General features: G+C 60.2%; 19 protein-coding genes. 9 read left to right on the top strand and 10 right to left on the bottom strand.

Going from position 1 to position 18,066, the window contains the following annotated elements; genetic code table 11:
- Positions 1–26: 26 nt before the first annotated feature.
- Positions 27–440 (top strand): large-conductance mechanosensitive channel protein MscL, encoded by a 414-nt coding sequence (gene mscL / locus AC07NR_RS26300; protein WP_102621112.1) that lies wholly within the window; start codon positions 27–29, stop codon positions 438–440.
- A 32-nt stretch (positions 441–472) separates the two neighbouring features.
- Here mscL and AC07NR_RS26305 read toward each other — a convergent pair whose 3' ends face one another.
- Positions 473–1,249 carry a ferredoxin--NADP reductase gene (locus AC07NR_RS26305; protein ID WP_423204342.1) on the bottom strand — a complete coding sequence of 259 codons (777 nt, stop codon included), beginning with the start codon at positions 1,247–1,249 and terminating at the stop codon, positions 473–475.
- A gap of 319 nt (positions 1,250–1,568) precedes the next feature.
- Between AC07NR_RS26305 and AC07NR_RS26310 the strand changes: the two genes are divergently transcribed.
- Positions 1,569–2,282 (top strand): autoinducer binding domain-containing protein, encoded by a 714-nt coding sequence (locus AC07NR_RS26310; RefSeq protein WP_423204343.1) that lies wholly within the window; start codon positions 1,569–1,571, stop codon positions 2,280–2,282.
- Positions 2,283–2,447: 165 nt separating this feature from the next.
- A complete protein-coding gene (locus AC07NR_RS26315) occupies positions 2,448–3,572 on the top strand; it encodes a methyltransferase (RefSeq protein WP_495079791.1) in 1,125 nt (374 codons plus the stop codon).
- 69 nt (positions 3,573–3,641) lie between these two features.
- Here AC07NR_RS26315 and AC07NR_RS26320 read toward each other — a convergent pair whose 3' ends face one another.
- Genes AC07NR_RS26320 through AC07NR_RS26330 form a run of 3 tightly spaced genes read right to left on the bottom strand, consistent with a single transcriptional unit; the run spans position 3,642 to position 6,314 of the window.
- Entirely contained in the window at positions 3,642–3,809 is a 168-nt protein-coding gene (locus AC07NR_RS26320; protein ID WP_007950992.1) for a DUF2474 domain-containing protein, read from the bottom strand.
- Positions 3,810–3,866: 57 nt separating this feature from the next.
- Entirely contained in the window at positions 3,867–4,874 is a 1,008-nt protein-coding gene (gene cydB / locus AC07NR_RS26325; RefSeq protein WP_085712221.1) for a cytochrome d ubiquinol oxidase subunit II, read from the bottom strand.
- Between the two features lie 3 nt (positions 4,875–4,877).
- On the bottom strand, positions 4,878–6,314 hold the full coding sequence (locus AC07NR_RS26330; protein WP_423204345.1) for a cytochrome ubiquinol oxidase subunit I: 1,437 nt from the start codon (positions 6,312–6,314) through the stop codon (positions 4,878–4,880).
- A 400-nt stretch (positions 6,315–6,714) separates the two neighbouring features.
- On the opposite strand from AC07NR_RS26330, the gene AC07NR_RS26335 reads away from it, so the two are divergent.
- On the top strand, positions 6,715–7,953 hold the full coding sequence (locus AC07NR_RS26335; RefSeq protein WP_248740467.1) for an MFS transporter: 1,239 nt from the start codon (positions 6,715–6,717) through the stop codon (positions 7,951–7,953).
- A 5-nt stretch (positions 7,954–7,958) separates the two neighbouring features.
- On the opposite strand, the gene AC07NR_RS26340 is transcribed toward AC07NR_RS26335, so the two are convergent.
- Complete coding sequence (locus AC07NR_RS26340; protein WP_248740468.1) at positions 7,959–8,510, bottom strand: DJ-1 family glyoxalase III; 552 nt, start codon at positions 8,508–8,510, stop codon at positions 7,959–7,961.
- Between the two features lie 66 nt (positions 8,511–8,576).
- Positions 8,577–9,026, bottom strand: a complete 450-nt coding sequence (locus tag AC07NR_RS26345; RefSeq protein WP_248740469.1) for a DUF4879 domain-containing protein — start codon at positions 9,024–9,026, stop codon at positions 8,577–8,579.
- Between the two features lie 220 nt (positions 9,027–9,246).
- On the opposite strand from AC07NR_RS26345, the gene AC07NR_RS26350 reads away from it, so the two are divergent.
- Together AC07NR_RS26350 and trmA are read left to right on the top strand one after the other, a co-directional pair.
- On the top strand, positions 9,247–10,542 hold the full coding sequence (locus tag AC07NR_RS26350; protein WP_085712226.1) for an NCS2 family permease: 1,296 nt from the start codon (positions 9,247–9,249) through the stop codon (positions 10,540–10,542).
- Positions 10,539–11,618 carry a tRNA (uridine(54)-C5)-methyltransferase TrmA gene (gene trmA / locus AC07NR_RS26355; RefSeq protein WP_248740470.1) on the top strand — a complete coding sequence of 360 codons (1,080 nt, stop codon included), beginning with the start codon at positions 10,539–10,541 and terminating at the stop codon, positions 11,616–11,618. The genes AC07NR_RS26350 and trmA overlap by 4 nt, the downstream gene beginning before the upstream one ends.
- A 55-nt stretch (positions 11,619–11,673) precedes the next feature.
- Here the strand turns inward: trmA and AC07NR_RS26360 are convergent, their stop codons facing one another.
- Together AC07NR_RS26360 and AC07NR_RS26365 are read right to left on the bottom strand one after the other, a co-directional pair.
- Complete coding sequence (locus tag AC07NR_RS26360; protein ID WP_248740471.1) at positions 11,674–12,120, bottom strand: hypothetical protein; 447 nt, start codon at positions 12,118–12,120, stop codon at positions 11,674–11,676.
- Positions 12,117–12,545 carry a DUF4160 domain-containing protein gene (locus AC07NR_RS26365; protein WP_248740472.1) on the bottom strand — a complete coding sequence of 143 codons (429 nt, stop codon included), beginning with the start codon at positions 12,543–12,545 and terminating at the stop codon, positions 12,117–12,119. Before AC07NR_RS26365 ends, AC07NR_RS26360 begins: the two co-directional genes overlap by 4 nt.
- 203 nt (positions 12,546–12,748) lie before the next feature.
- Here AC07NR_RS26365 and AC07NR_RS26370 point away from each other — a divergent pair, with 203 nt between their 5' ends.
- The 3 genes from AC07NR_RS26370 to AC07NR_RS26380 all read left to right on the top strand — a co-directional run bounded on the left by AC07NR_RS26370 (position 12,749) and on the right by AC07NR_RS26380 (position 15,092).
- Complete coding sequence (locus AC07NR_RS26370; RefSeq protein WP_495079792.1) at positions 12,749–13,660, top strand: LysR family transcriptional regulator; 912 nt, start codon at positions 12,749–12,751, stop codon at positions 13,658–13,660.
- A 131-nt stretch (positions 13,661–13,791) separates the two neighbouring features.
- On the top strand, positions 13,792–14,232 hold the full coding sequence (aroQ, locus tag AC07NR_RS26375) for a type II 3-dehydroquinate dehydratase (protein WP_011336043.1): 441 nt from the start codon (positions 13,792–13,794) through the stop codon (positions 14,230–14,232).
- A 5-nt stretch (positions 14,233–14,237) separates the two neighbouring features.
- Complete coding sequence (locus AC07NR_RS26380; protein WP_495079793.1) at positions 14,238–15,092, top strand: shikimate dehydrogenase; 855 nt, start codon at positions 14,238–14,240, stop codon at positions 15,090–15,092.
- 33 nt (positions 15,093–15,125) lie between these two features.
- Here the strand turns inward: AC07NR_RS26380 and AC07NR_RS26385 are convergent, their stop codons facing one another.
- Together AC07NR_RS26385 and quiC are read right to left on the bottom strand one after the other, a co-directional pair.
- The gene (locus AC07NR_RS26385) at positions 15,126–15,803 is read right to left on the bottom strand and encodes a TetR/AcrR family transcriptional regulator (RefSeq protein ID WP_114885674.1); all 678 of its coding nucleotides are present in this window, start codon (positions 15,801–15,803) and stop codon (positions 15,126–15,128) included.
- Positions 15,804–15,905: 102 nt separating this feature from the next.
- Positions 15,906–17,807 carry a 3-dehydroshikimate dehydratase QuiC gene (gene quiC, locus AC07NR_RS26390; protein ID WP_495079794.1) on the bottom strand — a complete coding sequence of 634 codons (1,902 nt, stop codon included), beginning with the start codon at positions 17,805–17,807 and terminating at the stop codon, positions 15,906–15,908.
- Between the last annotated feature and the right edge of the window lie 259 nt (positions 17,808–18,066).

An 18,066-nucleotide genomic window follows, 5' to 3' on the forward strand; every position in this document is an offset into this window, starting at 1 on the left:
AACTCATCTGTAACAAGGAAATAACTATGGGCGTGCTCAGCGAGTTCAAGGCCTTCGCGGTCAAAGGCAATGTGGTCGACATGGCCGTCGGTATCATCATCGGTGCGGCCTTCGGCAAAATCGTTTCGTCGTTTGTCGGTGATGTGATCATGCCGCCAATCGGCCTGCTGATCGGCGGGGTGGACTTCAGTGACCTGGCGATAACCCTGAAAGCCGCCGAGGGCAGCGCCCCTGCGGTCGTGATGGCTTACGGCAAGTTCATCCAGAGCATCCTGGACTTCATCATCGTCGCCTTCGCGATTTTCATGGGCGTCAAAGCCATCAACCGCTTGAAACGCGAAGAAGCCGTCGCTCCGACCTTGCCGCCGGTGCCAACCAAGGAAGAAGAACTGCTGGGTGAGATCCGCGATCTGCTCAAGGCCCAGAACAACCGGTCCTGAAGACTGAAACGGCGCCTGAGGGCGCCGTTTCCTTACCAGTAGTTTTCCACCGCCACCTGCCCTGGCCGCCGCGTCAGGCTGAGGCTCATGCCCCGCTGCTTGAGCAGCGCCCGGGTGTCGTCGATCATCTGCGGATTGCCGCACAGCATGACCCGCGAATGGGCCGGATCAAGCGCCACACCTGCTGCCTGCTCCAGCTCGCCGTTTTCGACAAGGGTGGTAATGCGCCCGTTCAGGGCACCGGCATGTGACTCGCGCGTCACCACGGGGATGAACTGGAACTTGTGAGCGTACTCGGCCAGGTAGTCACGCTGCATGAGTTCGGCGATCAGCTGTTGATAGGCCAGTTCCCGCGCCTCCCGCACGCTATAGACGAGGATGATCCGTTCGAATTTCTCCCACACTTCAAAGTCCTGCAGGATCGACAGAAACGGCGCCACACCGGTGCCTGTGGATAACAGCCAGAGGTCCCGGCCATCAACGAACCGGTCCAGCGTCAGATAGCCGAAGGCCTGGCGGTCCACCAGCAATGTATCGCCCGCCTTGAGCCGGCTCAGCTCACTGGTGAACTCCCCGCCGGGCACCACGATGGAAAAGAACTCAAGGAACTCATCGAACGGCGAGGACACCATGGAATAGGCCCGCCATACCGTAGTGCCGTCATCCTTGGTCACTCCCAGCCTGGCAAACTGCCCGGCGCGAAAACGGAAACCTGCGTCTCGGGTCGTACGCAACGTGAACAGGCTCGGTGTCAGCGGCTGTACATCAAGCAAGGTCTGGCGACTGAATTTTTCTGCGCTGGCGGTCATCGATAACTCCCTCGGCTATAGCCATAGTGTCACGCACAGGCGCTCAATAAAAAACCTACGGTTTGTAGTGGATTAAATTATATTCCACGTCCTGATGAGAAAGTTATGCAAATAGGTACTAGCTAATTGACACTTCCCCAATATCAAATTACGGAGTCAATCTAATAAACATATGCGGCTAATCACAAACGACTAATTTCCTCCTATCTAAGAGCAAAAAATTCCAAACACTTGTATAGGAAACGTCCTACACTCGTTTTCGTGCATGACTCTTGGATCCAAGATCGCACCCCTGCGGAAAATCTCGGAGAATATTCAAATGGAAATTTGGAAGGAGTCGCAGATAAAGCAGCTGACATTCGCCACGAGAGTCGACACTGCTTACCCGATTCTGCTGACATTTGCCAAAAACATAGGCTTCCAGTTCTGCGGTATTTCAGTCACGTCACCTGATCGGAACACACTGCCAAAGCCCTTGCGCATCAACAACTATCCTCAATCCTGGAATAAGCAATATGAAGAAGAAAAACACTACGAATTTGATCCGGTAGTAGCACACTGCAATCATTCAATGCTGCCCATTACATGGAGCAAAGAACTATTCTCAAAAACACCAAAATTGTGGGAGTCATTAAAAGAACAGGGACTGGAGCACGGCTGGTCGCAATCCTTTCATCACGAAGAAAGCGGTCTGTGCAGTATTCTCAGTCTGGCCCGGACTCACAGCCCGATCACGTCGATCGAGTTGTACGAACACTTTGGCTACATGTTCTACGTCACAAGCCATCTGAGCGAATTGTTCGCCCGTACGCTTCCTTCACGACCTGAGAAAGCCCGGCCGCCTCGGCTGTCTACGCGGGAGGTGGAAGTGCTCAAGCTCTGTGCTTCCGGCAAGACGGCGTATGAGACTGCGAGAATCCTCAGCCTGAGTGAGCGCACCGTGAACTATCACGTGCAAAACGTGATCGTGAAAATGAACGTCTGTAACAAGATCTCCGCCGTCATCGCCGCCGCCAAGGCAGGGATCATCTAGTCGACAGCCTCGAAAACAAGCAAGTAAAGCAGCCGAAAAAAAAGTACCATTTGCGACCTTCCTGAGTGATGACGCGTATCTTCGCGCCGCTGTCCACTCGGACGGTTCCGCCGCACGATACCCTGGGCCGCGGGACACCCGTTGATTACCCAGAGTCCCCGCCCCATGCCTTTGCTCGATACGCCCTTCGCCCAGCTTGATCTGATCCGCCAGCCCGAACAGCAGAACGAACCGCTGCAAGCCTTCGATGCAGCCGACGAATACCTGCTCAATCATCTGGCTGAACAGAATCTGCCGGTCGAGACACGGGTTCTGGTGCTCAACGACAGTTTCGGCGCGCTGGCCGTCAGCCTCTTGGGCAAAGTGCAAATCAGCACCAGCGGCGACTCATTCCTGGCGTTTCAGGGCCTGGAAAAAAACCTGTTACGCAATGGGCAGGCGTTCGATGCTCTGCATGGCATTCCCGCCAATGAGCCGTTGATCGGGCCATTCGACCGCGTACTGATCCGTGTACCGAAAACCCTCGCGCTGCTGGAAGAGCAACTGATTCGCCTGCAAGGTCAACTGGCACTTGGCGCACAAGTGGTAGCCGCAGCGATGGTCAAGCACTTGCCACGTGCCGCTGGTGATCTGCTGGAACGCTACATCGGCCCGGTTCAGGCTTCGCTGGCGGTGAAGAAGGCGCGCTTGCTGATCGCCACGCCCGAGGTAAAGGCTCCGGCCGCCTCGCCTTATCCGACCCGTTATCGCCTCGACGAGCCGGCCATTGAACTGCTCAATCACGCCAACGTGTTTTGTCGCGAAGGTCTGGATATCGGGACTCGCGCCTTTCTCCCGCACTTGCCGAAAAACCTCGGCTCAGCGCGGGTCGCGGATCTAGGCTGCGGCAACGGTGTACTGGCCATCGCCAGCGCCCTGCAAAACCCCGATGCGCATTACACGTTGGTGGACGAATCGTTCATGGCCGTGCAATCCGCCGCCGAAAATTGGCGTGCGGCGTTGGGAGAACGGGATGTGATCGTGCGCGCCGGCGACGGTCTGGCGGGGCAGGAGGCGCAATCGCTCGACGTGGTGCTGTGCAACCCGCCGTTCCATCAACAACAAGTGGTCGGCGACTTCCTCGCCTGGCGCATGTTTCAGCAGGCTCGCGAAGCGCTCGTCGTTGGCGGTGCGCTGTACATCGTCGGCAACCGTCACTTGGGTTATCACAGCAAACTGGCGCGGCTGTTCCGGGGTGTCGAGCAAGTCGCGGCCACTCCGAAGTTTGTCATCCTCAAGGCGCGCAAATAATCCGGGCAAAAAAAACCCTCCGGTCGGAGGGTCAAAAATCCGTGCCGCAAGGCGACGGGATGGGAAGTTTCAGTGTGTGGTCAGGCCTGCGGCGTTCATGAACATGCGCATCAGGCTGGCGACGATGAACAATGCACCGACGCTGCCGACCCAGATCATGGCCAACCAGCCGAGCCGCTGCCACAGCGGCTTTTTTTCGGCTTCTTCAATGTCGTGCAGGGAATGTTTGCCGGTCATGCCTTCATCCTCCGGTTGAGGGAGATGGCGCCGCTGTCGGCGCCATCGTGATCACGCCTAGTGATAACCGTCTTCATGGGTGACCTTGCCGCGGAACACGTAGTAGCTCCAGAAGGTGTAACCCAGGATGAACGGGATGATGAACAGCGTACCCACCAGCATGAAGCCCTGACTCTGCGGCGGAGCGGCAGCGTCCCAGATCGAGATCGACGGCGGCACGATGTTCGGCCACAGGCTGATGCCCAGACCGCTGTAGCCGAGGAAAATCAGCACCAGGGTCAGCAGGAACGGCATGTAGTTGGCATTGCGTGCCACGGCGCGAATCAGTCCGTACATCGTCACCAGCACCAGAATCGGTACCGGCATGAACCAGAACAGGTTCGGCATGCTGAACCAGCGCGTAGCGATTTCCGGGTGGGCCAGTGGCGTCCAGAGGCTGACGATGCCGATCACCGCCAGCAGCACGAAAGCCAGCGGGCGCGCCAGGTCATGCATCTGCTCTTGCAGCTTGCCTTCGGTCTTCATGATCAGCCAGGTGCAGCCCAGCAAGGCGTAAGCCACCACCAGCGCAGCGCCGCAGAACAGCGTGAACGGCGTCAGCCAGTCCAGTGAACCGCCGGCGTATTGCCGGTTGACCACCGGCAGCCCGTCGATGAACGCGCCAAGCGCCACGCCCTGGAAGAACGTCGCCGCCACCGAACCACCGATGAACGCCTTGTCCCACAGGTGACGCTTGGCGTCCTTGGCCTTGAAGCGGAACTCGAACGCCACGCCACGGAAGATCAACCCGATCAGCATGAAGATCAGCGGCAGGTACAGCGCCGACAACACCACCGAATAGGCCAGCGGGAACGCACCGAACAACGCCGCACCGCCCAGAACCAGCCAGGTTTCATTGCCGTCCCATACCGGGGCGACGGTGTTCATCATCACGTCGCGGTCGGTCTTGCCGGGGATGAACGGGAAGAGAATCCCGATCCCCAGGTCGAAGCCGTCCATGACCACGTACATCATGATCCCGAAGATGATGATCACGGCCCAGATCAGCGGAAGATCAATACCCATGATTCAAATCTCCTTGGTCAGGCTGCGGTCGTGTTCGGCGCCATCGTCGTCGGCAGCGGACAACGGACGGGCCGGCGTGCGTTTCTGGCCAGGACCACCGTCGTTGGTTTCCTTGCCTTCGTCGGTCTTCGGCCCTTTGCGCACCAGGCGCATCATATAGCCCAGACCCGCACCGAACAGCGCGAAATACACCACCACGAACATGATCAGCGTGATGCTCATCTGCATGAAGCTGTGATTGGAGGACGCATCCGCCGTGCGCATCAGCCCGTAGACCACCCACGGCTGACGACCGATTTCAGTGGTGAACCAGCCCGCCAGGATCGCGATCAGACCGGACGGCCCCATCCACAACGCCAGGTACAGGAACGGCCGCGACGTGTAGAGCGTGTCGCGCTTGCGCAGCCACAGGCTCCAGAGGCCGGTGAAGATCATCAGGAAACCGAGGCCGACCATGATCCGGAACGACCAGAACACGATGGTCGAATTCGGCCGGTCTTCAGGCGGAAACTCCTTGAGCGCCGGGACTTGCTTGTCCAGCGAGTGGGTCAGGATCAGGCTGCCGAGGTACGGGATCTCGACGGCATATTTGGTTTTCTCTTCTTTCATGTCCGGCCAGCCGAACAGGATCAGCGGCGTCGCTTCGTTACCGACGTTTTCCCAGTGACCTTCGATCGCGGCGATTTTCGCCGGCTGGTGCTTGAGGGTGTTGAGCCCGTGGAAGTCGCCGATGACCGCCTGGATCGGAGCAACGATCAACGCCATCCACATCGCCATCGACAGCATGGTGCGGATCGCCGCGTTGTCCTTGCCGCGCAGCAGATGCCAGGCCGCCGACGAACCGACGAAGAACGCCGTTGCGACGAACGCCGCAGTCGCCATGTGCATCAGGCGATACGGGAACGAAGGGTTGAACACGATTGCCAGCCAGTCGGTCGGGATCACCTGACCGTTGACGATTTCGAAGCCCTGCGGCGTCTGCATCCAGCTGTTGGACGCGAGAATCCAGAAGGTCGAAATCAGCGTACCGATGGCCACCATTACCGTGGCGAAGAAGTGCAGTTTGCGTCCGACCTTGTTCCAGCCGAACAGCATCACTCCGAGGAAACCGGCTTCGAGGAAGAACGCCGTGAGCACCTCATACGTCAGCAATGGCCCGGTGACGGAACCGGCGAAGTCCGAGAAGCGGCTCCAGTTGGTACCGAACTGGTAGGCCATGACCAGCCCCGAGACCACGCCCATGCCGAAGTTCACGGCAAAGATCTTCGACCAGAAATGGTAGAGATCGCGGTAGGTGTCGTTGCCGGTTTTCAGCCACAGGCCTTCCAGCACCGCGAGATAGCTCGCAAGACCGATGGTGATTGCCGGGAACAGGATGTGGAACGAGATGGTGAACGCGAACTGGATTCGGGCGAGATCTAGTGCCTCTAAACCGAACATAAGCTTTCCTCTATCAGATAACGGTTCCAAGGCTGGCGGCCTTGAACCACTGCCCCCACGGGTATGGAGTGCGGCGAACTCGGATTCGTTCTTCTTTTTACAGGCATCGCGACGCAGGGAGTCTGCCGACGGGTCCGGGATCGGTTCCGCGAAGGGTCTTGATCTGGATCAATCAACGTAGAAAGAGTAGTCCCATTTCCGACGGGGAACCGCGTGGTCTTTTGCCGCGTGACAAGTTGCCTCACAGTTCCGGCAACGCCCTGCAATACATCCCTGACCGGGTCAGGTGTCCGGGTGCGGAAAAATCGATGTCTGGCTAACTAAATTTTTTGTCATAGCAACTTCCTGTTACAGACTGGTGATAATCTCGCGGTTCCCCTCGATCAAGACCGGCCCGCAGATGCCCAGCCAAGAGCCCTTGCTGTTACGTCACCATCGTCCGTTTCTTGCGTTCTGGTTTGCCCGGATCTTCACCGCCAGCGGCTTCCAGATGCTCACCGTGGCCATCGGCTGGAACCTCTATCAACTGACCGGCAACGTGCTCGACCTTGGCCTGGTCGGTCTGGTGGAATTCGCACCACGGGTGCTGTTCATGCTGCACACCGGCCACGTTGCCGATCGTTACGACCGGCGCAAGGTCGCAGCAATCTGTCAGTCGTTGCAGGCGTTGATCGCTCTGGCACTGGCCATCGGCAGCGCTACCGACCATGTCACCCGGGAAATGATCTTTATCCTGGCGTTCCTTCTGGGTGCTGCACGTTCCTTCGAAATGCCGACCACCCAGGCGCTGCTGCCGAGCATCGTGCCCAGTACGCTGTTCCCCCGGGCGGTCGCCGCCGCGCAGTCGGCGCAGCAATCGGCAACCATCGTCGCCCCGGCGCTTGGTGGTCTGCTTTATGCCTTCGGCAGCGTCTGGGTGTATGGCCCGACCGTCGTTCTGTACGTCATCGCCTGCACCCTGATGCTCAACCTGCCCGCGCGACAGACCCCGTTGAACAAGGGCAAGGCGACCTTGGACTCATTGCTGGCGGGGATTCGTTTCATTCGCAGCCGCCCGGATATCCTCGGCGCGATTTCGCTGGATCTGTTCGCCGTGCTGCTCGGAGGCGCCACGGCGCTGTTGCCGGTATTCGCCAAGGACATCCTGCTGACCGGACCATGGGGACTCGGGTTGCTGCGTTCGGCGCCGGCGGTGGGGGCGTTGATGATGTCGCTGTTCCTGGCGCGCTTCGCCGTCGAGCGCAACGTCGGTCGGGTAATGTTCACCGCCGTCGGCGTATTTGGCGTAGCCACCATCGCCTTCGGTCTGTCGACCTCGTTCTGGTTCTCCCTGGCGGTGCTGGTGGTGCTCGGCGCGGCGGACATGATCAGCATGGTGATCCGCGCCTCCTTCGTGCAACTGGAAACCCCGGACGAAATGCGTGGCCGGGTCAGCGCGGTGAACGGCCTGTTCATCGGCGCCTCGAACCAGTTGGGCGAATTCGAATCCGGCCTCACCGCCCACTGGTTCGGCACCGTGCCGGCGGTGGTGATGGGCGGCATCGGTACGCTGGTGGTGACCGGGACGTGGATCAAGCTGTTCCCGACCCTGGCCAACCGCGACCGGATGCATGTGCCGGTGGAAGAGGTGAAGGCCTGACCCTCTCAGGCCAGCAACTCTCCCGCAACCTTCGATCTGGCGGCCTTGCCCGCCAGTTGCTCGACCAGCGTCAGGGCAAATGCCAGCGCGGCGCCGGAACCCTGGGCGGTAATGCAATTGCCGTCGACCACCACCGGTTGATCGACGAAGGTGCAACCGGACAATTGATGGCTGGTTGTGGGCAGGCAGGTCATGCGGCGTTGGCGTAATACACCGAAGCTTTGCAGGGCTACCGCCGGGGCTTCGCCGATGGCGGCGAACAGGCGTCCGGCGCTGGCCTGGTCCTTGAGCAATTGTTGCAGAGGTTGATGGGCCGCCAGATGCTGTGCGCCGACCGCGCCGCCGGGCAGGACGATCAGGTCGAAGGTCTGGGCCAGCACATCAATGAGCATGCCGTCGGCGGTCAGTCGTGTGCCTCGGGCGCAGGTCAGCATGCGCCGTCCTTCGATGCTGGCCGCCATCACTTCGATACCGGCCCGGCGCAGCACATCGATCAGGGTCACGCTTTGCAGATCATCGATGCCCTCGGCGAGGGTAATCAGGGCTCTAAAGGTCATGGGCGCCATCCGCTGGGTGATCTTTAAAGCGTAGTCAGCTTTGCCCTGCCCTGTTCGCGGCAGCCGTTACTTGATGTAAAGCTGGGTCGACATCGTGTTGCGTGGGGCGTTGATCGAGGTGTTGCTGAACGTGAAAGTGCCTTCCTGCCGGCCTGCCAGATCGAAGGTATAGAGAGAGCCGACGGTTTTGCTGCCGGGCGTGCACTCGGTCAGATTGCCGTTATCAAAGGCGCACACAGGGCTTCGCGTGCCGTTCACTTCAAAACCGTCCAGTGCCGCCTGGGGCTGGCTCTGGCCGTAGCCGATTTCCAGCACATAGACCTTGATGCCCGGGCCGCTGTGATCGCAACGGGTCTGCACCTGACCGTCGGTAATGTCTTCGAGCCCGCAGGACGCCGACTGAACCTTGATGACTTTCACCTCGCTCAGCGGTGGTGCCGATGCGGCGAATGCGGCAGGCACCCCGGCCAGCAACAGTGCGATCAACCCGCCAGCCTTCATCCAATGCTTGTTCATGCGATCCACTCCCCAAAAATCAGCGCGCAGTATGGCCGGTTTGGCCGCGACACAAAACTTCGCCGACGATCGATACCAACATCCGCCATATTCCTCACGCTGCTGGTATGATGCGCGGCTTTTTCCGGCCCACCACAATTTTCCAGGCGCTTGCGACGGTCTGTGCTTTGCTGTTGAGGTCGATACATTCACGGCGCCACGCGCGCCACGGGGAGCAGACATGCTGGAAAGGCTGTTTCAACTCAAGGCACACAACACCAACGTGCGGACCGAGATTCTGGCGGGCGTCACGACCTTCCTGGCCATGGCCTACATTCTGTTCGTCAACCCGAGCATCCTCGGCGAGACCGGCATGGACAAGGGCGCGGTGTTCGTCGCCACGTGTCTGGCAGCCGCCATCGGCTCCACGGTCATGGGCCTGATCGCCAACTACCCGATCGCCCTCGCACCAGGCATGGGCCTGAACGCCTTTTTCACCTACACCGTCGTGCTGCACATGGGCCATACCTGGCAAGTGGCGCTGGGTGCGGTGTTCATTTCGGCCGTGTGCTTCTTCCTGCTGTCGATCTTCCGTATCCGTGAATGGATCATCAACAGCATTCCGCTGCCGCTGCGTTCGGCGATTGCCGCCGGTATCGGCCTGTTCCTGGCGCTGATCGCCCTGCACAACGCCGGCATCGTGGTCAGCAACCCGGCGACCATGGTCGGCCTCGGTGACCTGAAGCAACCGGCACCGATCCTCGCCACCCTCGGTTTCGCCCTGATCGTCGCCCTTGAAGCCCTGAAAGTGCGCGGCGCGGTGCTGATCGGCATTCTCGCGGTGACCATCGTCTCGATCGTGATGGGTTTCACCCCGTTTGGCGGCGTGACGTCGATGCCGCCTTCGCTGGCCCCGACTTTCCTGCAACTGGACATCAAGGGCGCACTGGACATCGGTCTGGTCAGCGTGATCTTCGCCTTCCTGTTCGTCGACCTGTTCGACAACTCCGGCACCCTGATCGGCGTCGCCAAGCGCGCCGGTCTGATGGGCAAGGACGGCCACATGCCGAAAATGGGCCGTGCGCTGATCGCTGACAGTACCGCTGCGATGGCCGGTTCGCTGCTGGGCACCTCGACCACCACCAGCTACATCGAATCCGCTGCAGGCGTGAGCGCCGGCGGCCGCACCGGCCTGACCGCCATCGTCGTCGCGATCCTGTTCCTGCTGGCGCTGTTCTTCTCGCCACTGGCTGCCAGCGTGCCGGCCTTCGCCACCGCGCCAGCGCTGCTGTTTGTCGCCGTGCTGATGACTTCGGGCCTGGCGGAAATAGAATGGGACGACATCACCGTCGCCGCGCCGGTCGTGGTCACCGCCCTTGCGATGCCTTTCACCTATTCCATCGCCAACGGCATCGCCTTCGGCTTCATCGCCTGGACCGCGATCAAACTGCTGTCCGGCCGCGCCCGTGAGCTGAACCCGGCGCTGGTGATCCTGTCGATTCTGTTCGTGATCAAGCTGGGTTGGTTCAACGCATGACTTTTGATTCCCAGGCCTACGCCGCACAACTCGAAGACAAGGTCACGCGCCTGCGTGACCTGCTGGCTCCGTTCGATGCGCCGGAACCAACGGTGTTCGACTCGCCGCTGCAGAACTTCCGCCTGCGTGCCGAATTCCGCCTGTGGCGCGAGGGCGGAGAGCGGCACTACGCGATGTTTTCCCAGGACGACAAGCGCACGCCGATCCTGATCGAAGAATTCCCGATCGCCAGCCTGCGCATCAACCAGCTGATGCCGCAATTGAAAGCGGCCTGGCAGGCCAGTGCGGCGCTCAGCCACAAGCTGTTCCAGGTGGAATTTCTGACCACCCTGGCCGGTGACGCGATGATCACCCTGTGCTATCACCGTCCGCTGGACGAGCACTGGCACGCAGCGGCCACCAAGCTGTCGGCGGACCTGGGCATCAGCATCATCGGTCGCTCCAAGGGCAAGCGCGAAGTGCTCGGCCTCGATTACGTAGTCGAGAAGCTCGAAGTCGGCGGTCGCACCTTCAGCTATCGCCAGCCAGAAGGCGCGTTCACCCAGCCTAACGGCACCGTGAACCAGAAGATGCTCAACTGGGCATACGAAGCACTGGGCGATCGCAGCGACGATCTGCTGGAGCTGTACTGCGGCAACGGCAACTTCACCCTGCCGCTGGCGACCCGTGTGCGCAAAGTGCTGGCCACCGAAATCAGCAAGACCTCGGTCAACGCTGCATTGAGCAACCTGGCCGAAAACGCTGTGGATAACGTCACCCTGGTGCGCCTGTCCGCCGAAGAGCTGACCGAAGCCCTGAACGAAGTTCGCCCGTTCCGTCGCCTGCACGGCATCGACCTGAAAAGCTACGAGTTCGGCAGCGTGTTCGTCGACCCGCCACGGGCCGGCATGGACCCGGACACCTGCGAGCTGACCCGTCGCTTCGACAACATTCTGTACATCTCCTGCAACCCGGAGACCCTGGCGGCCAACATCGCCCAACTGCACGACACGCACCGCATCACCCGCTGCGCGTTGTTCGACCAGTTCCCGTGGACCCACCACATGGAATCCGGCGTGCTGTTGACCCGGCGTTGATCGCCGGTGCCAGAAACAAGAAAGCCGTCCTGACCGACGGCTTTTTTGTGCCTGTTCATGGCACGGGATCGACTTTGCGCGGGCGTCCGCCCTTCCTGCCGTTGGCCCGTGCAGCTTCAGCTTTCGCGGTGCTGCTCTGGCGGCCATTGCGTGAGGCGATCACCGAAGCCGCCATCGCCATCAATGGCTGACTGGCGGAGATCATGCCCGCGATGGAAACCTGCAGGTCCTTGCCGTCGTGGCACAGCGCGGTGCCGGCAAAGCCGATATTCAATCCGGTGAAGTCTTCCGGTTCGAAATCATCGAATTCACGGTAAAGATTCACCGGCAGCAACACGCCGCTGTCGTCTTCAAAGTGAATCACCAGGCACGGTTTGTGAAAGGCTACCGACACGGCTTGCAGGCTGCTGCGACGACGCACGCCGCCACGGTCGACGGCCTCGTCCAGACGCTTTTCCGTGACGGGGCGATCCGCGTGCAAGCCGGCTTTGACTGTTTTCATAGTTCGATCTCCACACCTTCCCGAGCACCGACCAGGGCCAGCAGGGTTTTGTTTTCTTCTGGTTCGTAATACGCCGATCCGATTCTGAAAGTCGCACCGGTGACTTCACGCATGACGGCCACTTCGTTCGAGTCCCCGTCCCACCATTGGTTATCGAGACACGCCGTCTGCAAACGAGACCACCAGATTCGGCGGGCCCGCCGCAGATGATCCGTTTCACGCAGCGACTGACGCAGCCCCTCAAGCACTGCAATCGGTGGCCGTCGCGACAGGGGCACTACATCCCATAACTCCACGCCGTTGTGCCAGAAGCTGAATTTGAAGCGGGCACTCCATGCACCTGAATCTACGTGCGCATGAGGCGGACAATGTTCGTCACGCAACATGATCACCACTGACAGTCCTTTGTAACTGCATACCTTCATGCTAACCCATCCGTTAGGTTTAAAAGTTTCAACATTTGCCATTCCCTGGCAAATCCGACCACCGGCGCCGACGCCCGCTTTGGTCGTTACCTTTCGAGCCTAGTGCGGCAGCCGCAAAAGCCCCGCGCAAAATGGTAAGCAGTTCTTTCGCAGCGTCCGCGCATTTGCTACATACGAAGACTCATTCCCCGGTGTAATCAATCATGCAGCGACACTTCGACGATCTTCAGCTGGGCAGCATCGAGTTGTTTTGTCTGGCGGCCGAGTGCGGCAGTTTCACCGCTGCGGCGCAGGCGGCGTCGGTGACGCCGGCGGCGGTGAGTCGCTCGGTTTCGCGCATGGAGGAACGCTTGGGCGTGCGGTTGTTCGCGCGCACTACCCGCAGCGTGAAACTGACCGACAGCGGCCGACGCTATTACGAAGAATGCCGTCAGGCACTGGCGCAACTGGTGGAGGCGCAACGGGAAGTCATGGGCCAGCAGCAGGAACCGTCCGGCACCCTGCGCATCAGTATTCCTACAACTTACGCTCATCATCGGATCCTGCCGCTGCTGCCGGCCTTTCGCGCGCGCTTTCCGCAAGTGAAGGTCGAGATGCACATCAGCAATCGCAACATCGACTTCGTCGGCGAGGGTTACGACATGGCGATACGCGTGCGGGCGATTCCCGACTCCGGCCTTATCGCCCGCCATCTGGAAGACGCGGCGCTGGTGATGGTGGCCAGCCCCGATTACCTCAAACGCGCCGGTACGCCGCAGACCCTCGAAGACCTCGAAAAGCACGAGTGCATCCAGTACGAATTGCCCAGCAGCGGGCGGCGGATCACCTGGCTGTTTTACGAAGAGGACGCGCCACGGGAAATCCTCGCCGAGGGCAGTTTCTGCTGTTCCGATGACGTGCTCGGTGGCGTGACCCTGGCCAGACACGGTGCCGGGTTGTTCCAGACTTACCGCTTCATCGTCGAAGAAGAACTGGCCGACGGCTCGCTGGTGGAAGTACTCAAACCCTACAGCGGACGCTCGCGACCGTTCACGCTGCTGTACCCGCAGAATCGCCATATGCCGCTGCGCGTCAGGGCCTTCATCGATTTTCTGGTCGAGCAGTTGCCGCATTAATGTCCGATTACCGAACACAAAACGGCGCAGCGACGGTTGATCAATTGATTAAAGTAACCATCTAGTACAATTTAACTCCACAGGTCGAAACCCTCGGCCCAAGCCAAAAACAATAAGTGGAGTTTGCCCCCATGCCCCCAATCGTTCTGGTGCTCAACGGCCCGAACCTGAACCTGCTCGGCACCCGTGAACCGGCGACCTACGGTCACGAAACCCTGGCCGACATCTCCGCCCTGTGCGGGCGCGCCGCCGAAGAATTCGGCCTGGCCGTGGAGTTTCGCCAGACCAACCACGAAGGCGAATTGCTCGACTGGATTCACGGCGCCCGCCAGCGCTGCGCCGGGATCGTGATCAACCCGGCTGCCTGGACCCACACCTCGGTGGCGATCCGCGATGCCCTGGTCGCCAGCGAATTGCCCGTGATCGAAGTCCACCTGTCCAACGTCCACGCGCGCGAGCCGTTCCGTCATCACTCATTTGTCTCGGCCATCGCCACCGCCGTGATGTGCGGCTTCGGCAGCCACGGCTATCGGCTGGCCCTGGAGCATTTCAGCCAGCGGTTGAAGGGGTGAACCGCATGAACCGCAACAACGTGATACTCGCCGGACTGATCGGCGCCGGCATTCAGGCGTCCCGCACCCCGGCACTGCACGAACACGAAGGTGATGAACAGGGCCTGCGTTATCTGTATCGACTGATCGATCTCGATCAACTGCAACTGGACAGCAACGCCCTGCCCGACCTGCTGCTCGCCGCCGAGCGAATGAACTACACCGGACTGAACATCACTTTCCCGTGCAAGCAGGCCATCATTCCGCTGCTCGACGAGTTGTCTGCGGAAGCCCGGGGCATCGGCGCCGTGAACACGGTGGTGTTGAAAGACGGTAAACGCATCGGCCACAACACCGATTGCCTGGGTTTCGCTGAAGGCTTTCGTCGGGGTCTGCCAGACGTCGCCCGCGAGCGTGCAGTCCAAATGGGCGCCGGCGGCGCAGGCGCGGCAGTGGCCCACGCCTTGTTGAGCGAAGGCGTACAGCAACTGAGCATTTTTGATGTGGACATTGAGCGGGCCGAAAGCCTGGCCAACAACCTCAACCAGCATTTCGGCGCTGGTCGGGCCGTGGCCGGGCACGATCTGTCGAGCGCGTTGAGTCAGGTCGATGGTCTGGTAAACACCACGCCGATGGGCATGGCCAAACTGCCGGGCATGCCCGTGCCGGCAGCATTGCTGCGGCCAGAATTGTGGGTGGCGGAGATCGTGTATTTCCCGCTGGAAACCGAACTGCTGCGCAACGCCCGCGCCCTGGGGTGCCGAACCCTGGATGGCGGCAACATGGCGGTGTTTCAGGCAGTGAAGGCGTTTGAACTGTTCAGCGGCGTGGCGCCGGATGCGCAGCGCATGCTGGCGCACTTTCAAAGCATGAAAGGATGAAACCGTGAGGGGGCAACGCCCCCTCGATACCGGTCAGGCCTGCAGGTAGCGCAGCACCGATTCGCAAATCATCTCGCGATGACGCTGTTTGATGGTTTCGTCCGGCAGATCGATCTGAAAGATCTCACCAAAGGTGTGGCGGTTCGACACGCGATAGAAGCAGAACGAACTGATCAGCAGATGCACATCCAGCGCATCGAGCCCGGCCCGGAACAGGCCTTCAGCAGCACCGCGCGCCAGGATCTCCCCCAGCGAATCAAGAATCGTATTGTTCATCGCCTTGATCGCATCGGAACGCTTCACGTACTCGGCATTGTGGATGTTTTCGATGCAGACGATGCGCACGAAATCGACGTTGCGGTCGTGGTGATCGAAGGTGAATTCCACCAGGCGCCGGATCGCTTCCACTGGCGGCAATTCGGCCAGGTGCAGACGGTTTTCGGTGCTGCGGATATCGCCGTAGAGCTTCTCCAGCACCTCGACGTACAACTGCTCCTTGCTGCCGAAGTAGTAATAGATCATGCGCTTGGAGGTGTGGATACGCTCGGCGATCGCATCGACGCGGGCACCGGACAGGCCCTGCTGGACGAACTCGACGATCGCTTCCTGCAGGATGTTCTCGCGGGTCTTTTCCGGATTGTTCTTGCGACTCTTGCGCGGCTCTACCGCTGATGAAACGGGGGCTGCGGAAAGTTCTGAAGTCATTGTCATTGCGGGCTCACGGCCATCACTGCACAGGCTGGCGATTATGGGCCGCGCGGCACAGTGAAGGAAGCCGCGCGGCCCGTGTTTAATCCCGCGTTTACGAATTTCCTACAACTTCGCCTGGCGAACGGCGCCACTGCGTGCTTTGGCCATCGCCGCCAGTCGCACCGCGACGTTGGCCGCGCCATAGCCCGCGTAATCGTTCTTGCGCTGAATGATCTCGAAGAAGAAGCGTCCTTCGAACGGCTCGGTGTAAACGTGGAACAGCTCGCCGCCCTGAGCATCGCGGTCGTAAAGCACGTTGTAGTACGCCAGCTCGCTGAGGAACTCGTCATCGAAATCGAAACGCGCCGCGAGGTCATCGTAATAGTTGAGCGGAATATCCAGCAGTGGCACGCCCGCCTCTTTCGCACGACTGACCTGAGCAAAGATGTCATCGCAATCGAAGGCAATGTGATGCACTCCGGAGCCGCGATAACTCGACAGCGCGTGTGAGATCGCGGTGTTGCGGTTCTCGGAAATGTTCAGCGGCAGGCGGATCGAACTGTCGCGACTGCGCAGCGCACGACTCTTCACCAGACCGTACGGATCGGGCAGCACCACTTCGTCGTCAGCCTCGAAATCCAGCAGGCTCTTGTAGAACAACACCCAACTGTCGAGGCTGTCCGCCGGCAGCGCCATGGCCATGTGATCGATGCGCTTGAGCCCGCCACTTGTTACCGCGCCCGGCAGCAGATTGAAATCGGTGCCGTAGACATCCGCCTCTTCATCCACCAGATAGATCAGGCTGCCATCCGGCGCCCGCACCGCTGCCAGCTCCAATTCATTGGGGCCGACCAGTCCGCGATACGGCTGACCTTTATAGGCGACGGCCCGCGCCAGCGCACTGGCGCTGTCCTTGACCCGCACGGCGGTGGCGCACAGCGACGGGCCGTGGGCCTCGAAGAAACTGTGGCCGAACGAATAAGGCTCGGAGTTGAGGATCAGGTTGATATCGCCCTGGCGCAACAGGCTGACACTCTTGGAGCGATGCTGCCCGGCCTTGACGAACCCCAGCCGCTCCAGCCAGTTCGACAGCTTGGCGCCGAGCGCTTCGTCGACGGCGAACTCCAGAAACTCGATGCCGTTGTACTCGCTGGCCTTCGGCGTCGCGAAGAGGATTTCGCGGTTATCCACAGGGCGGATTTCCTGCTCGAGACGCTGGCGGGTTTTCTCCTCCAGATACAACAGCGAACGCAAACCGTCGGCGGCATTGGCCCGAGGCGGCGCGGCACGGAAGCCGTCGTTGAAGATTTCCAGCGACAGCGGGCCGGTGTAGCCACTCTGGATGATCGGCGCGAGAAACCCCGGCAGATCGAATTCGCCCTGTCCCGGAAAGCAGCGGAAATGCCGGCTCCACTCCAGCACATCCATGGCCAGGATCGGCGCATCGGCCATTTGCACGAAGAAGATCTTGTCGCCGGGAATCTCGGCAATCGCCCGTGGTTCGCCCTTGAGCGACAGGGTGTGGAAGCTGTCGAGCAACACGCCGAGGCTTGGGTGATCGGCCTGACGGACGATGTCCCAGACCTGTTGATAAGTATTGACGTGACGGCCCCAGGCCAGAGCCTCGTAACCGATGCGCAAGCCTCGGGCGCCGGCGCGCTCGGCCAGCAGGCGCAGGTCGTCGATCAGGATCTGTTGATCACCGATGCTGTCAGGGGAGGCGTTGCTGCACACCAGCACCAGGTCGGTGCCCAGTTCCTGCATCAGATCAAACTTGCGTTCGGCCCGCTCCAGATTGCGTTCCAGGCGATCGCGGCGACAGCCTTCGAAATCGCGGAACGGCTGGAACAGGGTGATGGCAATTCCGAGGTCGGCGCACATCTGCCGGATTTCCCGAGGGCTGCCGTCGTAATACAGGAGGTCGTTCTCGAAAATCTCCACCCCGTCGAACCCGGCGGCGGCAATGGCTTCGAGCTTTTCCGGCAGGGTTCCGCTCAAGGAAACGGTGGCAATGGATCGCTGCATGTTTCAACTCCCGGTGGAGACGTCGGCTACGGGGATTGCGCCGCTTTTATAAGGTGAGCGAATTATTGGTCCCGGTTTTTCTTTGAGCAATTTAAACTGTACTACCCGGTTAGTTTTGCGTGCGATTATCGAACACAATGCCGGTTTGGCGAATTGACGATTTTTCGCCCACTGCCCAACATCCCTTTCACCTTGAGTCCGGATCTGAACCACCGGTCGCAGCGTGCACAAGAAAGCACACCAAATAACAAATCCAAAA

This window comes from Pseudomonas sp. GW821-FHT09C09 (assembly GCF_059418105.1).

Coding starts and splice junctions, on each gene's coding strand:
- AC07NR_RS26340 (WP_248740468.1), bottom strand. CDS start 8,510: ATGACCTTTAGAGCCCTGATTACCCTCGCCGAGGGCATCGATGATCTG.
- quiC (WP_495079794.1), bottom strand. CDS start 17,807: ATGCAGCGATCCATTGCCACCGTTTCCTTGAGCGGAACCCTGCCGGAA.
- AC07NR_RS26370 (WP_495079792.1), top strand. CDS start 12,749: ATGCAGCGACACTTCGACGATCTTCAGCTGGGCAGCATCGAGTTGTTT.
- cydB (WP_085712221.1), bottom strand. CDS start 4,874: ATGGGTATTGATCTTCCGCTGATCTGGGCCGTGATCATCATCTTCGGG.
- AC07NR_RS26305 (WP_423204342.1), bottom strand. CDS start 1,249: ATGACCGCCAGCGCAGAAAAATTCAGTCGCCAGACCTTGCTTGATGTA.
- AC07NR_RS26350 (WP_085712226.1), top strand. CDS start 9,247: ATGCTGGAAAGGCTGTTTCAACTCAAGGCACACAACACCAACGTGCGG.
- AC07NR_RS26360 (WP_248740471.1), bottom strand. CDS start 12,120: ATGAAAACAGTCAAAGCCGGCTTGCACGCGGATCGCCCCGTCACGGAA.
- mscL (WP_102621112.1), top strand. CDS start 27: ATGGGCGTGCTCAGCGAGTTCAAGGCCTTCGCGGTCAAAGGCAATGTG.
- AC07NR_RS26315 (WP_495079791.1), top strand. CDS start 2,448: ATGCCTTTGCTCGATACGCCCTTCGCCCAGCTTGATCTGATCCGCCAG.
- AC07NR_RS26335 (WP_248740467.1), top strand. CDS start 6,715: ATGCCCAGCCAAGAGCCCTTGCTGTTACGTCACCATCGTCCGTTTCTT.
- AC07NR_RS26330 (WP_423204345.1), bottom strand. CDS start 6,314: ATGTTCGGTTTAGAGGCACTAGATCTCGCCCGAATCCAGTTCGCGTTC.
- aroQ (WP_011336043.1), top strand. CDS start 13,792: ATGCCCCCAATCGTTCTGGTGCTCAACGGCCCGAACCTGAACCTGCTC.
- AC07NR_RS26365 (WP_248740472.1), bottom strand. CDS start 12,545: ATGAAGGTATGCAGTTACAAAGGACTGTCAGTGGTGATCATGTTGCGT.
- trmA (WP_248740470.1), top strand. CDS start 10,539: ATGACTTTTGATTCCCAGGCCTACGCCGCACAACTCGAAGACAAGGTC.
- AC07NR_RS26320 (WP_007950992.1), bottom strand. CDS start 3,809: ATGACCGGCAAACATTCCCTGCACGACATTGAAGAAGCCGAAAAAAAG.
- AC07NR_RS26310 (WP_423204343.1), top strand. CDS start 1,569: ATGGAAATTTGGAAGGAGTCGCAGATAAAGCAGCTGACATTCGCCACG.
- AC07NR_RS26380 (WP_495079793.1), top strand. CDS start 14,238: ATGAACCGCAACAACGTGATACTCGCCGGACTGATCGGCGCCGGCATT.
- AC07NR_RS26385 (WP_114885674.1), bottom strand. CDS start 15,803: ATGACAATGACTTCAGAACTTTCCGCAGCCCCCGTTTCATCAGCGGTA.
- AC07NR_RS26345 (WP_248740469.1), bottom strand. CDS start 9,026: ATGAACAAGCATTGGATGAAGGCTGGCGGGTTGATCGCACTGTTGCTG.